This window comes from Marinobacter sp., from assembly GCF_039977835.1.
In the GTDB taxonomy this organism is placed as follows: Bacteria; Pseudomonadota; Gammaproteobacteria; order Pseudomonadales; family Oleiphilaceae; genus Marinobacter.
The window spans coordinates 242,371-257,652 of sequence record NZ_JBDWCL010000064.1; the positions used below are offsets into that span (position 1 = coordinate 242,371).

General features: G+C 58.1%; 17 protein-coding genes and 1 other RNA gene. 8 read left to right on the plus strand and 10 right to left on the minus strand.

Translation table 11 applies throughout. The annotated features are described in order from the left end of the window. Window positions 1–89: 89 nt before the first annotated feature. A complete protein-coding gene (locus ABJM11_RS18920) occupies window positions 90–1,142 on the plus strand; it encodes a DUF2333 family protein (RefSeq protein WP_348292544.1) in 1,053 nt (350 codons plus the stop codon). Between the two features lie 82 nt (window positions 1,143–1,224). Here the strand turns inward: ABJM11_RS18920 and ppa are convergent, their stop codons facing one another. The 3 genes from ppa to rpiA all read right to left on the minus strand — a co-directional run bounded on the left by ppa (window position 1,225) and on the right by rpiA (window position 3,903). Then, on the minus strand, window positions 1,225–1,752 hold the full coding sequence (gene ppa, locus ABJM11_RS18925) for an inorganic diphosphatase (protein ID WP_348292546.1): 528 nt from the start codon (window positions 1,750–1,752) through the stop codon (window positions 1,225–1,227). A 94-nt stretch (window positions 1,753–1,846) separates the two neighbouring features. Further along, entirely contained in the window at window positions 1,847–2,986 is a 1,140-nt protein-coding gene (locus ABJM11_RS18930) for an acyl-CoA dehydrogenase family protein (protein WP_407070015.1), read from the minus strand. 236 nt (window positions 2,987–3,222) lie between these two features. After that, complete coding sequence (rpiA, locus tag ABJM11_RS18935) at window positions 3,223–3,903, minus strand: ribose-5-phosphate isomerase RpiA (protein ID WP_348292551.1); 681 nt, start codon at window positions 3,901–3,903, stop codon at window positions 3,223–3,225. 142 nt (window positions 3,904–4,045) lie between these two features. Here rpiA and ilvA point away from each other — a divergent pair, with 142 nt between their 5' ends. Next, complete coding sequence (gene ilvA / locus ABJM11_RS18940) at window positions 4,046–5,581, plus strand: threonine ammonia-lyase, biosynthetic (RefSeq protein ID WP_348292553.1); 1,536 nt, start codon at window positions 4,046–4,048, stop codon at window positions 5,579–5,581. A 189-nt stretch (window positions 5,582–5,770) separates the two neighbouring features. Then, on the plus strand, window positions 5,771–5,938 hold the full coding sequence (locus ABJM11_RS18945; RefSeq protein WP_348292554.1) for a hypothetical protein: 168 nt from the start codon (window positions 5,771–5,773) through the stop codon (window positions 5,936–5,938). Here the strand turns inward: ABJM11_RS18945 and ABJM11_RS18950 are convergent. The 6 genes from ABJM11_RS18950 to ABJM11_RS18975 form a co-directional block, all read right to left on the minus strand. Beyond that, window positions 5,913–6,596 carry a 5-formyltetrahydrofolate cyclo-ligase gene (locus tag ABJM11_RS18950; RefSeq protein ID WP_348292555.1) on the minus strand — a complete coding sequence of 228 codons (684 nt, stop codon included), beginning with the start codon at window positions 6,594–6,596 and terminating at the stop codon, window positions 5,913–5,915. The two genes, ABJM11_RS18945 and ABJM11_RS18950, sit on opposite strands and share 26 nt — an antisense overlap. Before the next feature lie 3 nt (window positions 6,597–6,599). Continuing rightward, window positions 6,600–6,779: non-coding RNA, 6S RNA (gene ssrS / locus ABJM11_RS18955), on the minus strand. A 64-nt stretch (window positions 6,780–6,843) separates the two neighbouring features. Then, complete coding sequence (locus tag ABJM11_RS18960; protein WP_348292557.1) at window positions 6,844–7,140, minus strand: cell division protein ZapA; 297 nt, start codon at window positions 7,138–7,140, stop codon at window positions 6,844–6,846. Beyond that, window positions 7,140–7,346, minus strand: coding sequence for a TIGR02449 family protein (locus ABJM11_RS18965; protein WP_007153200.1), 207 nt, complete (start codon window positions 7,344–7,346; stop codon window positions 7,140–7,142). Before ABJM11_RS18965 ends, ABJM11_RS18960 begins: the two co-directional genes overlap by 1 nt. Window positions 7,347–7,448: 102 nt before the next feature. Further along, window positions 7,449–8,723, minus strand: coding sequence for an ABC transporter permease (locus ABJM11_RS18970; protein ID WP_348292558.1), 1,275 nt, complete (start codon window positions 8,721–8,723; stop codon window positions 7,449–7,451). Further along, window positions 8,720–9,433 carry an ABC transporter ATP-binding protein gene (locus ABJM11_RS18975; RefSeq protein ID WP_348292653.1) on the minus strand — a complete coding sequence of 238 codons (714 nt, stop codon included), beginning with the start codon at window positions 9,431–9,433 and terminating at the stop codon, window positions 8,720–8,722. The genes ABJM11_RS18970 and ABJM11_RS18975 overlap by 4 nt, the downstream gene beginning before the upstream one ends. A 151-nt stretch (window positions 9,434–9,584) precedes the next feature. Between ABJM11_RS18975 and ABJM11_RS18980 the strand changes: the two genes are divergently transcribed. Continuing rightward, window positions 9,585–10,061 carry a DUF3299 domain-containing protein gene (locus ABJM11_RS18980; protein WP_348292654.1) on the plus strand — a complete coding sequence of 159 codons (477 nt, stop codon included), beginning with the start codon at window positions 9,585–9,587 and terminating at the stop codon, window positions 10,059–10,061. Here ABJM11_RS18980 and ABJM11_RS18985 read toward each other — a convergent pair whose 3' ends face one another. Continuing rightward, window positions 10,062–10,655 (minus strand): DUF2796 domain-containing protein, encoded by a 594-nt coding sequence (locus ABJM11_RS18985; protein ID WP_348292559.1) that lies wholly within the window; start codon window positions 10,653–10,655, stop codon window positions 10,062–10,064. A 141-nt stretch (window positions 10,656–10,796) separates the two neighbouring features. On the opposite strand from ABJM11_RS18985, the gene ABJM11_RS18990 reads away from it, so the two are divergent. The 4 genes from ABJM11_RS18990 to ABJM11_RS19005 are packed head-to-tail and all read left to right on the plus strand — an operon-like array spanning window position 10,797 to window position 15,240. Beyond that, window positions 10,797–11,393, plus strand: coding sequence for a UPF0149 family protein (locus tag ABJM11_RS18990; protein ID WP_348292561.1), 597 nt, complete (start codon window positions 10,797–10,799; stop codon window positions 11,391–11,393). 25 nt (window positions 11,394–11,418) lie between these two features. Then, window positions 11,419–12,741, plus strand: coding sequence for a Xaa-Pro aminopeptidase (gene pepP, locus ABJM11_RS18995; RefSeq protein ID WP_348292562.1), 1,323 nt, complete (start codon window positions 11,419–11,421; stop codon window positions 12,739–12,741). Window positions 12,742–12,743: 2 nt separating this feature from the next. Further along, on the plus strand, window positions 12,744–14,024 hold the full coding sequence (gene ubiH / locus ABJM11_RS19000; RefSeq protein ID WP_348292563.1) for a 2-octaprenyl-6-methoxyphenyl hydroxylase: 1,281 nt from the start codon (window positions 12,744–12,746) through the stop codon (window positions 14,022–14,024). Further along, window positions 14,017–15,240, plus strand: a complete 1,224-nt coding sequence (locus tag ABJM11_RS19005; RefSeq protein WP_348292564.1) for a UbiH/UbiF/VisC/COQ6 family ubiquinone biosynthesis hydroxylase — start codon at window positions 14,017–14,019, stop codon at window positions 15,238–15,240. Before ubiH ends, ABJM11_RS19005 begins: the two co-directional genes overlap by 8 nt. The last annotated feature ends 42 nt before the right edge of the window (window positions 15,241–15,282 follow it).

Genomic DNA, 15,282 nt, shown 5'->3' on the forward strand with positions numbered 1-15,282 from the left:
TTGCATATGGCCCGCCTATGCGTCATGGTAATTGAAGCTCTCAGGTGGGCTGGCCAGAACCAACGACAGACCAGGGGAAAAAACAACCAATGTCAGGAAAAATCAGACAGTACTTCAGTGATCGCAAAGACGACCTTCGGGATTTCTCCGGCGGTGGCGGGGTTGTCGGCAAATTCATCCTGGCTGTCCTTGTCGTCTATTTGCTGGTTGCGCTGGTGCTGGGAATGATCTGGAGCAGTGAGCCGGATGTGTTCTCGGTTCGGGAGCATACACGGACAGTTGCCGATAATATGCAACGTGAGCCCGTTACCGGTTTCGCGACCACAGTGACCATGATTCGTGTGGCAGAAACGTTGCTCGACAAGCCTGGAGGATACGTTTCCAACGATGTAGCCCCGCCAGGGCTCTGGCTGGACAACATGCCCAACTGGGAGTTTGGGGTGCTGGTGCAACTCCGCGACTTTTCCCGCGCCATGCGCCGGGACATCAGCCGCTCCCAGAGCCAGTCGGCTGAGGATCGGGACCTGGTAATTGCCGAACCTCAGCTGCACTTCGACAGCGGCAGCTGGGCGCTTCCGTCCACCGAGGCTGAGTACCGCCGCGGCATCCAGGCGCTTTACAGCTATCTCGACCGTCTGTCACGCCCGGATCGGCCTGACGCCCAGTTCTTTGCCAGGGCCGACAACCTGGCCAACTGGCTGGGGGACCTGGAAACCCGGCTGGGCAGCCTCTCCCGTACCCTGGGGGAAAGTGTCGGGAAGGCGTCGGTATCTGATTCCGTTTCCAACATTAACCCGGACGACCCCCTTTCCGAAGATGTAACCGGTGAAGACGTCAAAACACCCTGGACCGAAATCGATGATGTGTTCTATGAAGCCCGGGGCAGTGCCTGGGCCCTGTTGCACATTTTCCGCGCCATTGAGGTGGACTTCCGCAAGGTTCTGAATGACAAGAATGCTCTGGCCAGTGCCAAGCAGATAATTATCGAACTGGAAGGTAGCCAGGGCGAAATGTGGAGCCCGGTGATTCTGAACGGAAGCGGTTTCGGCGTTTTGGCCAACCATTCACTGACCATGGCAGCGTACCTGTCCCGCGCCAGTGCCGCGATCAGCGATATGCGGGACTTGTTGACTCGGGGTTAATGCAGAAAAGTGTCATGCCATAAAAAAACCGGGCCCACTTTAGCTGAGCCCGGTTTTTCATGTTTGCCCGAAAGCGCCGGTTTTAGCCCTTGTAGGCGTTCACGGCTTCTTCGATAGCCTTCTTGGCTTCAGCCGCGTTGCCCCAGCCCTGCACCTTGACCCACTTGCCTGGCTCAAGAGTTTTGTAGTTCTCGAAGAAATGATGAATCTGGTCCCGCAGAAGCTCCGGCAGGTCATCAATTTCCTTCACGTCCTTGTAGGAGGTGGTCAGTTTGTCGTGGGGCACGGCAATCAGCTTGGCGTCACCGCCGGCTTCGTCTTCCATGTTCAACACGCCAACCGGGCGACAGCGAATAACAGAGCCCGCCTGTACCGGGTAGGGAGTTACAACCAGCACGTCGATAGGGTCGCCATCGTCGGCCAGAGTGTGGGGGATGAAGCCGTAGTTGGCCGGGTAGAACATTGGGGTAGCCATGAAGCGATCTACCAGCAGCGCGCCCATGTCCTTGTCCAGCTCATACTTGACCGGAGAGCTGTTGGACGGGATTTCGATGGCCACGTAGATGTCTTCTGGCGGGTTCTTGCCAACGGGGATGTTGTCGAAGTTCATGAGCGATCCTTCCTGAAGTGCGTTTAACTGCGTTGAAAAAGTGGGCGCAATTATACGGGACTATGGTGTGAATCGAAACTAAACGTTCGTCTTCCTACAACCCCATCTGCTTCCCGATCAATTCCTTCATAATCTCATCGGTACCACCGCCAATCGACAATATTTTCGCATCCCGATACAGTCGCTCGACCACCGACTCCCGCATGTATCCCATGCCGCCGTGGATCTGGACGGCTTCGCGGGTGACTTTCTCGCACACCTCTACCGCAAAGTTTTTTGCCATCGCCACCTGCTTGACCGGATTCTTGCCGGCCTGCATCAACGCGGCACAGCGGTAAGTGTATTCCCGCGCCACATCCACCTGGGTAGCCATGTCCACCAGCTTGTGGCGTGTTACCTGAAAACCTTTGACCGGGCGGCCAAACGCTTCCCTCTGACCGGCCCAGGCCATGGCGGCTTCCAGAGCAATTTCCGCGGTCATGTACGCCATGATGGACAGACTCAGGCGCTCGAACAGGAAGTTGCTCATGATCGCAATAAAGCCGGCATTTTCGGCACCGATAAGACGGTTAGCGGGAACCCGACAGTCTTCAAAAAACAGTTCTGCTGTGTCGCTGGCCCACCAGCCCATTTTGCGAAGTTTCTTGCCCGTGGAGAAGCCCGGCATGTCGCGGTCTATGAGCAGCAGACTGACGCCACCATGACCGTCACCACCGGTGCGCACCGCCACCGTATAATGATCGGCACGCATGCCGCTGGTGATAAAGGTCTTGCTGCCATTGACGACGTAGTGGCCACCGTCCCTGACGGCCCGCGTCTTGATGTTCGCAACGTCAGAGCCGCCACCCGGTTCGGTAACGGCCAGCGCGGCAATCTTCTCGCCCCGCAGGACCGGCGGCACAATCGCTTCCTTCACCTCCGGCCGTGCCCACTTCGCCACCGGAGGCAGGCCGATATCCAGCGACCCCAGGCCCGCTACCAGGCCACCGGAGGTGGAGCGCATCAACTCCTCGGAAACGGCGACCTTCATGAACACATCGCCTTCACCGATGCCGCCCAGGCTTTCAGGGAACCCGACACCGAGAATTCCAGCGTCCCCGGCCTGCTTGTAAAGTTCCCGGGGAAACTCACCGGCCTCTTCCCAGTCGTCTATGTACGGCAGAACGTGTGTGGCAATAAACTTACGGGCAGTCTGACGAACCTGCTCGTGGGTATCATTGAAATAATCAGACACGGAAAACTCCCTATGATCGGAAATCATTGGAAGCAGTCTCACTTATATTGAAAAACCAAGCAAGCGCTTGGTAAATAGAAGGCCCGAAAAGAGTCAGGGCCGCGGAGAGGTGGGCTTATCAGGGGACGTCAAAAACATGGATGTTTTTGTCGAGCGTACATGGACGTATTAACAGCGTGCCCCTGATAAGCCCACCTCTGCGTGGCTTCCCCCGAGCTCAAGATCCTCCCAGAAAGTCAGCTGTCCTGACGGGAAATACTCTTGACGCCATCCTTGGTACCGAGCAACAACAAATCCGCAGGCCGACGAGCAAACAGCCCGTTGGTAACAATGCCCACAATGTTGTTCAGCTCCTCTTCCACCTGAATCGGCCGGGAAATATCCAGATTATGGATATCGATAATGATATTGCCGTTGTCCGTCGTGAACCCTTCGCGGTAAACCGGATCGCCACCCAGCTTCACAATCTCTCGGCCAACATAGCTGCGAGCCATGGGCACCACCTCTACCGGAAGCGGAAACTCACCCAGGATGCCCACCAGCTTGGACTCATCGGCAATACAGATAAACGTCTTGGATACCGCCGCCACGATTTTTTCGCGGGTGAGGGCGCCACCGCCGCCCTTGATGAGCTCCAGGTGCTCGTTGGTTTCATCGGCACCATCCACATAGAACTCAAGGGGCGCGGCACTGTTCAGGTCGTATACCGGAATGCCGTGACTCTTGAGCCTATCTGCCGTGGCATCGGAACTGGCGACCGCACCGTCAAAGTCATTCCGTATGCTCGCCAGCAGGTCGATAAAGCAGTTGGCAGTGCTCCCGGTACCTACGCCGATAATGCTGTCCTGGTCCAGATGGGGCCTGATGTGGTCCAGTGCCGCCTGTGCGACGGCTTTCTTCAGTTCGTCCTGATTCATCAAGGGAGCTCCGGTGTTTTCGGGAAATGGTCACAGTGATCGCCATTATAGCGCTTCCGGGCGGCCTGCTTATAGACGGAACCCCGGCAAAGTTTCTACACTGTCCGTTTTCCCAACGAAACATCAACCTCCGGACGGAACCATGCCGCAACGCTACATAAAGAAAATCCTTGATGCCCGTGTCTACGACGTGGCCATCGAGACTCCGCTGACCGAGGCCCGCAGCCTCTCCAAGCGCTTTGGTAACAATATTATGCTCAAGCGCGAAGACCTTCAGCCGGTATTTTCTTTCAAGATTCGTGGCGCCTATAACCGAATTGCGCAGCTTTCGGAGGAGCAGAAAGCCAAGGGCGTGATTTGCGCCTCCGCCGGCAATCATGCCCAGGGCGTGGCCCTGGCCGCCAAGAACCTCGGCATCAAGGCGGTGATCGTGATGCCCCAGACCACCCCCGAGATCAAGGTGCGTTCGGTACGTGACCATGGTGCCAGGGTGGTGCTCAAGGGTGATGCCTTTGACGAAGCCGCAGCCCACGCCCAGGAACTGATCCAGAAACACGGCTACACCTACATCCCGCCTTACGACGATCCGGACGTGATCGCCGGGCAGGGCACGGTGGCCATGGAAATCATGTGGCAGTTTGGCAAGCCCATTCACGCCATCTTCATCTGTGTCGGTGGCGGCGGGCTGATTGCCGGCATGGCGGCCTACATCAAATACCTGCGCCCGGAAATCAAGGTAATCGGTGTTGAGCCGGAAGACTCCAACTGCCTGCAGGCGGCAATGAAAGCCGGCAAGCGTGTAGTGCTGGATGAAGTGGGTATTTTCGCAGACGGTGTGGCCGTCAAGCAGATTGGCAAGTATCCGTGGGAGATCTGCAAGGACCACGTGGACGAGGTGATCACCGTATCCACCGATGAAATCTGTGCCGCGATCAAGGATGTCTTTGAGGACACCCGTTCCATCGCCGAACCGGCTGGTGCACTGGGTGTGGCGGGCATCAAGAAATACATCGAGAGGGAGCAGGTCGAGAACGAAAACCTGATCGCTACCTTGAGCGGCGCCAACATGAATTTCGACCGCCTGAGATATATCTCCGAGCGCACCGAAGTCGGTGAAAAGCGCGAAGCTATTCTTGCGGTGACCATTCCGGAGAAACCGGGCGCGTTCAAGACCTTCATCAATGCCCTGCACAAGCGCAGCATCACCGAGTTCAACTATCGCTATGCGGACGCCACCAATGCCACCATTTTCGTTGGCATCCAGATCCAGGCCGGTGGTCACGGCCGCGAAGACCTGATCCGGGATCTCCGTGAAACCGGCTATTCGGTGATCGACCTGACCGACAGCGACCTGGCCAAGCAGCATATCCGCCACATGGTGGGTGGCCATGCGCCAAGCATCACCAATGAAAAGGTCTTCCAGTTCGAGTTCCCGGAACGTCCGGGTGCCTTGTTGAAGTTCCTGATGTCGCTGGGTACCCGCTGGAACATCTCCATGTTCCACTACCGCAACCACGGTGCGGCTTATAGCCGTGTTCTACTGGGGGCGCAGGTGGAAGACGACGAAGTGAAAGACTTCGAGAAAATGCTCGACAAGGTCGGTTTCCGCTACGAGAACATGACTGATAACGAGGCCTATCAGTTGTTTCTGGGGGCGGGTAACAGCAAGTCTTCGTAGCCTGGTGCAGGCACCCGGGAGAGACCTTCCTCCCGGGTCCAGTAAATCCCGGAGAATCTTACGTAAGTTTAACCTGTCAAAAATTGTAAAACTGAGGATAGGTGTTAGTCTTTCGTCTAATTCTTGAAAACAAGATTAGCCAACTGATTTAGATCGATTTTACTCTTTCGAATACCGGAGACCCCCATCATGGACCGCAAGCCCGATATCATTCGGTCGATCGTGCTGATTTTTGCTGTTGGTCTTGTGATTACCGGCTTTACGTCGCTCCAGGCTTCGGAGGATGGGCCTGCGGCAGTATCCAGTGCAGAGGGAATCGGTAACCTGACCGTTATGGTTCCGGACATGCAGGACTGAACCGCTCTAGGCCTGCTTTCCGGCTTTTATCTATCCGATAATGCCTCTCATCAGTAACGACGCCGTGCAGGGGTATATCCCAGGGCTCCAGCGGTAACTCCGATACTTTCTGACATTCATGGGCCAGCCCTATCAGCTTGGGCGCCAGCCGCGGCCGGACGCGTGTAAACGCGAAGGTGCGATCATAGAAACCACCGCCCATTCCAAGCCTGCCACCGAATTCATCAAACCCTACCAGTGGAAACAGCACCGCATCCAGAGCCCAGGGCGGCCGTCTTAGTCCCTCGTGGAAGGAGGGTTCCGGGATGCCAAATCGGTTGGCTGTGAGTGTTGTATCGTCAGTGAAGCGGCTGAACACCAGTCTGCCATGGTGAACCGGATGCAGAACCGGAAGGTAGAATCGAACACCGCGTTGGCGGGCTATGTGGGCATAGACCCCCGGGTCGATTTCGCCGTCGTTGGGCAGATAGATTGCCACATGGCGTGCGCGGTAGAGGTCAGGGTGTCGCAGCAGGTTCAGGGCGAGCTGTTCGGCAGCAATCTGCTGTTGTTGTGCAGAAAGAGCCCTGCGTTTTCGTCTGAGAGTCTTTCGGAGTTTACTGCGTGATGGTGAATCCGGGTGATCTTCAAAAGGCTGGGGGGAGATAACGTTGGTCAAAATAAGCTTCCCGGGCTGCCGTTATCGGATGTGGCCCTTGAACCCAAAGTTCAAGGTCGGTGGCCGCTGTGACATATTAGGCTTTCCCCGTTAGGGGACGTGCTCACAATGCCCTGAAGTAGCCACCTGGGTAGTGCGCATCGGCTCGAGGACGAATCCGACCAGCGAACAGCCCAGGAAGTTGTTCTTATTATACGGGCATTGCCGGGGCTGATTGCAACACCTGAATCGGACCTGTGTGTAATGCCTAGTTGCCGGAGCTTTCGCCCAGGGCTGTATCCAGTTTCTCGTCCATGGCGTTGAGAATCGAGCTGGCGGCGCTGGACATGGTATCCCGTTCCAGTAAATCGTGGGTGATGTTCAGCGCTGCCATAACTGCGATGCGCTCGGTGCCAAAGACTTTGCCACTGGCGCGGATCTCCCGCATTTTTATGTCCAGGTGCCTGGCGGCCTGTAAGAGGGCGTTCTGCTCTTCCTCTGGGCAGGCGACCAGGTATTCCTTGTCAAGAATCTTGACTTCGACGGTTGTCGGCTGCTGTGGCATCAGTGGTGCTCCAGGGCCCGGAGGCGTCCTATCATGGCTTCGATCTTGTTTTTGGCAAGATCATTCTTGTGCATGAGCTGCGCCCGCTCGCGGTTCCAGTCGTCCTGCAGCTCGCGCAGCATCGCGTTGTCACGCTCCAGTTTGCGACAGTGTTCGATCAGCCTGTCGAGTTTGTCCGCCAATGCCTGTAGTTCGGACTGTTCCATGAGTCGTCCAACGCCTGTGTCAAAGAAGTGAACTAACTATAAGTGTGGACTGCAAGCTGGTCAATTTACAGGGATGTCATCGCACACGATGCGTGACGTCCGTCACTCCGGTGCCACATGCCCAAGCCCCTGTTTACGGCTGCCACGCCATGCCTGGAGGGCAGGAATCAGCCCTACAACAAAGGCAGCGAAGGGAACACTGGCAATAATCAGCCATTCCGTTCCGTTGAGCGGCCGCAGGCCAATCTGGACGCCCCAGGTTTCCAGCAACCAGGGGCTGAGCGCTGCGATGCCGGCAGCGCCGACGAACACGGCAATGACGCAGGCCGAGACCGCCAGAACCACGCACTCGATAACGTGAAGGGTTGCAATCAGTATCGGCGAGGCGCCGGTGGCCCGGAGTATGGCAACTTCCTGTCGTCGCTGTACCTGCAGTGTCAGCAATACCGCAATAAGCCCGATCAGGCTGGTAACCACCACAAAACCGGTGATGCCCAGCAGCGCATTCTCGAACTGCCCCATGATTCGCCACAGCTCGCTGAGTGCCACTCCCGGCAGAACGGCGGAAAGCGGTTCATCCCGGAATTCGTTGATTTCGCGCTGTACCTGGAACGTCAGTACCTTGCGTTCGATGCCCACCAGAGCAGCGGTAATACTGTCTGGCGTCAGGTCCCGTTCCAGGGCCTGTTCAGGCGTCACGGTGCGGCCCGGGATGGCGACACCGGACTCCCAGCCGATGTGGATGGCCTCCAGGCCTTCCAGGCTGACGTAGACTGCCTGATCCACTGGGGTTCCGGTCGGAGACAGCACGCCGGTAACGGTAAATGGCGTGTTCCTGTGATTCGAAAAGCTGGTCCTGCCGCCGCCGTGAGAAAGGACGATGTCGTCACCCAGCTGGTGATCATGCTTGCGGGCCACCTGAGCCCCCAGTACTACTTCGAACACATCGCTGAACCATGCACCGTCGTGCAGTTCGGGTTTCTGGTCGCGACCGTAGCGGAAATATTCGGGGAACTCCGACGTGGTTCCTACCACCCGGTGCCCGCGGTAACTGTCACCCAGGGAGATGGGCACCAACCAGTCGATGCGTTGGTCGTTCTGCAGTTTCTGGTAGGTGCTCCAGCGAATGTTGTTGGTGGCATCACCGATGTGAAAAATGGTGTACAGCAACAGGTTCAACTGGCCGCTGCGGGCGCCCACGATAAGGTCGGTGCCGGAGATGGTGTTGGTAAACGAGTGCTTGACCTCGGTGCGTAGATATTGAACACCCAGCAGAAGGGTGATGCTCAGCGTCAGTGTCAGAGTCACCAGGGCCAGGACTTTGCGCCGGTGCCAGAGACTTGCCATTGCCAGTGAGATTGCCAGCCGGAGGTTCATTCGGTCACCTCCAGGGAAAGCTGGCGGTCAAATAGTCCCGCCAGGCTCTGGTCGTGACTGACAAAAACCACGGAGGAGTGTTTTTCCGCAGCCAGTCCGAGTAACAGTTCGATAAAGCGGTCGCGGTTGTCGCTGTCCAGGGCGGAAGTGGGTTCATCTGCCAGGATCAGTTCAGGGCCGCCGGTCAGTGCCCGTGCGGCGGCTACCCGTTGCTGTTGGCCAACGCTCAGGCCGGTTACCTTGCGCTTCCAGTGAATCGGGGGAATGCCAAGGGCGGTGAGCAGGGCTTCCGCTTCTTTCCCGGGGTGGGGCCGGGCCCGGTCGCGACGCTTGCTGGAAAGCCGGCATGGCAGCATCACGTTCTCGAGGGTGGTCAGGTAGGGCACCAGGTTGAACTGCTGGAAGATCACACCCATGTGATCGGCCCTGAAGCGGTCCCGCTGACCGCTTGTCAGCCGGGGCAACTCTGTGCCGAGCAAGCCCAGCGTGCCTGAAGCCGGTAAGATCAAACCACCCATCAGGCTCAGGAGTGTACTCTTTCCGCTGCCACTGGGGCCGCGAACAAACAGGTGCTCACCGGTATTCAGGGTGATGTCCGGGTATCTGAGCGGTGGCTGGGTGTTATCCCATTGGAAGCTCAGATTGCGGAGGCAAAGTACCTGCCGGGTGGTTGCGGAACTATCCGATGGCAAGTCTGTCTTGCTGGTCATGTCAGGCATTGGTCATCCGGTGTATGATTCCTGCATTGTCTCGGGAGTAATCAATTTCATGGTTCATAATGTTAAGGCTGGTGGACAGCGGAAGCGACTCGCGGTTCCTCTCTCGGTAATAGCGGCCCTGGTGTTCACCGTAGCGCTGAGTATGGTCACAACGGCCAATGCGAACGAGGCCACGGCCGAGATTGACTGGCTCGAACTGATGCCGGCGGAGGATCTCAATCTGCTCGAAAATATGCCGGAAGTCACCCACGAAGGCGATGGCCCCGCCGCGTTGCCGGACGAAATCATGACTGGCCGGGTCGTCCCGGAAATGGAGGGCCGGTCCGGCCGCATTCCCGGCTTCGTGGTACCGTTGAAAACCACTCAGGATATGCGCATTCTCGAGTTTTTCCTGGTGCCGTATTATGGCGCCTGTATCCATGTGCCGCCCCCGCCCCCGAACCAGATTATCCATGTGAAGTACAAGGAAGGCTTCAAACTGGAGGCCCTGTACGATCCGGTCTGGATAGAAGGCACCTTGCAGATTGAAAGAACCGAGAACGATGTTGCCTCGTCTTCGTACTCCATCACTGCGCAAAGCGTAACGCCCTATGAGGCTGACGACGAGGGAGTGTACTGATCAGTTATCGATGGTGAATCTCCGGCTGGACGACCTCAGCCGGGCGCTGCCCTGGCCCGATTCGCTCACCCATTCGACAGTGAGTTCCTCCAGATTGTTGAATTTTCCCATCAGCACCGAGGTGAGTTCACGGCTTGTGACCAGGCCTTCACATGTCAGTTGTTGGGAGACGTCGTATTCCCGGTGTGTTGCTTTTTCATGGTCTTCGTGGTGTGCGTGACCATGATCCTCTTCCGTATCCTCGCCCCCGAGTTGGACTGCGGCATCTGTAACGCGGCAATTGGCAGTAGCGGTGTTTACCAGTGGGGTGGTATTGAGCCACTGCCTGATCTCTGTCAGCCGGTTCCGTTCTTCGTCAGTGTGCGCTTCATGTTCAAAGCCGACGAGGTTGTAGGCAGGCGAAGTGAAGATCAGGTCAATGCTGTTTTTCTCCACTGCTATCTGTAACCGGGCATGACCATGTTCGTGTGCACCGGGATTATCAGCGGCATAGGCGGCGGGCAGACTGCTCGCCGCCAGCAGGTAGCCCATAGCCAGGGCCCGGCGTGTTCCGCTGGTGCCTGATCTCAGTGCGATGGTTGTCGGGATTGGCATGAACCAGTGCTCCGTCTAGATATTGATATGTTATAACATAATTTACTCTATCCGCGCCGGGAATCAAGAGGGCAAGTGCCTTAATACGGCCTGAATGCTAGGATAGGGCCTTCATTCATTGATACAGGATCGTCCCGTTTCATGTCCGAAACCGACACCTCCAATGCCCGTGCTGTCGCCTTCGAGCGCTGGGCAAATGTGTTCACGGCCCATAAGGCCTTCAGCCACCCTTCGGAACTTCATGGTGCTCTTTGTGGCCGACTGGCGGCCGGCTCGCGTATAGACGAAGGAGAGTGGTTGGCAATGGTCTGCGAGCACATGGGGCTGCCAGCCACTGCCACGGATGAGTCCGACGAGCTCCGCGAGTTCATGGCATCGGCTTACGACCAGACTCTCGAGCTTATGAAAGCCACCGATATGAGCTTTCAGCCACTGTTGCCTGATGACGACTACGCCATTGAGCAACGCCTGGAAGCGCTGACCTCCTGGGTGCGTGGTTTTCTGGAAGGGATGGCGCTTTCAGCCGGGGAAGCCCTGGGGGAAGCACCGGATGAAATTCGCGAGTTGATTGAAGATATGGTGGCGATCAGCCAGGTCGCTGACGATGACGAGCCGGATGACGAAAGCGAGCAACAGCTAATGGAGATTGTTGAGTACGTGCGGCTGGGGGCGCTTGCGGTGTTCACCGAATTCAACCCGCCCGAAAAGCCGTCGCCGAAAACACCAACGCTGCACTGAAAACGCTACAATTGTGGGAGAAACCATGGCCTCACTGATACCCGTCAAGGAATTCAACGATCGCCGTCGCAGGCTGATGGAACGGATGGCATCGGACAGCATTGCCATACTGCCCGCTGCACCTGAACGGGTGCGTAACCGGGATGTGCTGCATCCATTCCGCCAGGACAGCGATTTTCATTACCTGACCGGGTTTGATGAACCGGATGCGGTTCTGGTGCTGATCCCGGGCCGGGAGCATGGCGAGTCGGTGCTGTTCTGCAAGGAACGGAACCCCGAGAAAGAACTGTGGGATGGCTTCCTGGCCGGCCCAGAAGGCGCCATTGAAAAATTTGGCCTCGACGACGCCTTCCCGGTCTCCGACATCGATGACATCCTGCCGGGCATGATTGAAGGCCGCAGCCGGGTTTATTACCCGCTCGGCAAAGACCACAACTTTGACGCCAGGGTTATGGACTGGGTGAAGGTTATTCGTAGCAAGGTCCGTTCCGGCGCCCACCCTCCTGGCGAGTTCGTTGCCCTTGAACATCTGCTTCATGACTTGCGACTCTATAAGAGTCCGGCCGAAATAAAGGTCATGGCGCGGGCCGGGGAGATCAGTTGTGAGGCCCACAAACGTGCCATGAAACGTGCCCGCAAGGGCGGTTTTGAGTACAACCTTGAGGCCGAGCTGATTCACATCTTCATGGACAATGGTGCCCGTTCCACCGCGTATCCATCCATTGTTGGCGGCGGCCAGAATGCCTGCATCCTGCACTATATCGAGAACAGTGCGCCATTGAAGGAGGGTGACCTGGTTCTGATCGACGCCGGGTGCGAGCTGGAGTGCTACGCCTCCGATATTACCCGCACCTTTCCGGTCAGCGGCAAGTTCAGTGATGAGCAACGGGCGCTTTACGAGGTGGTGCTGGCAGCCCAGTACGCCGCTATTGATGAAGTGCGTCCCGGCAATCACTGGGACCACCCCCATCAGGCCGCGCTGAAAGTGCTCACCCAGGGGTTGATTGATCTCGGCCTGCTTAAGAACACCACGGTGGAGCAGGCCATCGAGGATCAGGCATTCAAGCCTTTCTTTATGCACCGCACTGGCCACTGGCTGGGCATGGACGTACATGATGTCGGCGACTACAAGGTGGGCGACGCCTGGCGCCAGCTTGAGCCAGGCATGGCGCTGACCGTTGAGCCGGGGCTGTACGTGGCCCCGGACAACACGGATGTGGATGAGAAATGGCGTGGCATTGGTATCCGCATTGAAGATGATGTAGTGGTTACGAAAGAAGGCTGCCGGGTACTGACCGATGCCGTGCCCAAAACCATCCCCGAGATTGAAGCACTGATGGCTGACTGACCGTGAACCAGCTCGATACCGATATCATCATTGCCGGCGGAGGGCTGGCGGGAGCCACACTGGCGCTGGCGTTGGCGAGAACGCTGCCGCAGCTGCGGGTAACGGTGGTGGAGGCCTTTCCATTGTCCGCAGAGGCCTTGCCGGAGAGCTATCAACCCAGCTATGACGCCCGGTCCACGGCGCTTGCGTGGGGGTCGCGGCTGATATTTGAGGAACTGGGGTTGTGGCAGCGACTCTCCGAACACGCCACGCCCATTCGTCGCATCCATGTCTCAGATCGCGGGCATTTTGGTGCAACACGCCTGAATGCGACTGATCACCGGCAGGAAGCCCTGGGTTATGTGGCGGACAATCGCTGGATGGGTTTGTGTTTGATGCGGGAGCTGCTTCGGACCGACGTAGCGTGGGAAGCTCCGGCGGAAGTGACAGGTATGCAGCCGTTGCCAGAGGGTGTCCGGGTCACACTGGACTCACAAGAGGGTGGACGGGAACTGACCGCCCAGTGTCTGGTGGTGGCAGACGGCGGCCGTTCCGGGTTGCGGGAAAAGCTCGGTTTCCGGGTTGATGAGCAAGCCTACGACCAGCATGCCCTGATCGCCAATGTCACCACGGCCAACAGCCACGACTACACCGCCTACGAACGCTTCACCGACGCCGGTCCGATGGCACTGCTGCCCCATGGTTCACCCACACGCGCCGGACAAACCGCGGCCCTGGTATGGACACTGGACAGCGAAGCCCTTGATGACCTGCTGAGCCTCAGTAATGACGACAAGTGCCATCGCCTGCAACAACGGTTTGGCTGGCGGCTGGGACGGTTCATCCGCATCGGCGAGTGCAGCCATTACCCGCTGACCCTGAAAACAGTGGACGAGTCCATCCGCCCCGGCGTTGCGCTGGTGGGCAATGCCGCCCATACCCTGCACCCGGTGGCGGGTCAGGGCTTTAACCTGGCCCTGCGTGGGCTTATGGCCCTGGTGGAGCAGTTCCGGTTGGCCACAGAGAGGGAACAGGCCCTGGGCAGCCTGCCGGTGCTGAAAGGCTATCAGAACCGCCACCGCCAGGACTGGCAGCAGACGGTACGGTTTTCCGACTCCCTGATCCAGCTGTTCGGCACTCACGTGCCTCTGGTGGCCACCGCCCGTGATGCCGGCCTGATGGGGCTGGATCTTTTGCCCGGCGCCAAGCGCTGGTTTGCCCGGCAGGCCATGGGACTGGGCGGTCGCCGCGCCGAAATCCGCGCGCCCGGGAACCACTCCACGGAGCGTAACCATCATGAATGATCAGCCGCACTTCGATATCCTGGTGGTTGGCGGGGGTATGATCGGATCGGCCCTGGCGTTAGGGCTCTCGCGGCAAGGCTGGAGTGTAGGGCTGGTAGAAGGCAGCGACCGCAAGACACTGCTGAAAGGCTCCGCGCCGGTCGAGGATGTGGACGGGTTTGATCCGCGTGTCAGCGCGATTTCGGTCGCCAGTCAGCGTTTACTCGAACAGCTGGGTGTGTGGCCGGATATCGCCGCCGGGCGCCACTGCCCCTACCAGACCATGACGGTCTGGGATGGCGACGGCACTGGCCGTATTCAGTTTGAAGCGGCCGAGCTCAGGGCTGCGGCACTGGGCACCATCATTGAGAATCGTCGCATCGTGCGGGCCTTGTTCACGGCCCTGGCTGACAGCAGTGTCAGGTTGATTGACGGCGCCAGGGTCACCGGCTGGTGGCAAGACGGGAACGAGCGCGGCATTCGCCTTGAAGATGGCTGCACTCTGGCAGCGAGTCTGGTAGTGGCCGCTGACGGTGCCCATTCCCGCATGCGGCAATGGGTGGGGCTACCAACCCGGGAGTGGGATTACGGCCAGCAAGCGATCGTATGCACCGTAAGAACCACCCAGAGCCACCGTTTTACCGCATGGCAACGGTTTTCCCCTACCGGGCCGCTGGCGTTCCTGCCGTTACTGACGGAATCCGGTGACGAGCATTTCTGCTCGATTGTGTGGTCTCAGGACACCGAAGAAGCCCGCCGCCTGATGGCGCTGGAGGACGAGGCCTTCAGGGCGGAACTTGAAAGCGCCATTGAGCGCGAACTGGGGTCGGTTGAGGTAGTGTCGCGCCGATACACCTTCCCGCTGCGTCAGCGCCACGCCAAGGATTACATTGCCAGCGGATTCGCGCTGGTGGGTGACGCGGCCCATACTATCCATCCCCTTGCAGGGCAGGGCGCCAATCTGGGTTACGGCGATGTCCATGCTTTGCTCGATGAGCTTTTGCGGGCCAGACAAGCGGGTATTGATCCAGATAATGCTCTGGTGCTGGCTCGCTACCAGCGTCGCCGAAAGGGCGATAACCTGGCCATGATGGCGGCCATGGAAGGCTTCAAGCAGCTGTTTGGCCGTGATGAGCTCGCTGTGCGTTGGCTGCGCAATACCGGAATGCGCTGGCTGAATCAGCTTGGCCCTGTCAAGAACCGCATTGCCGCGGAGGCCATGGGACTGGACGTTTGATAAAGGATTTCCTGGTTAACCCCCTCGCAGTCGGATCACAAA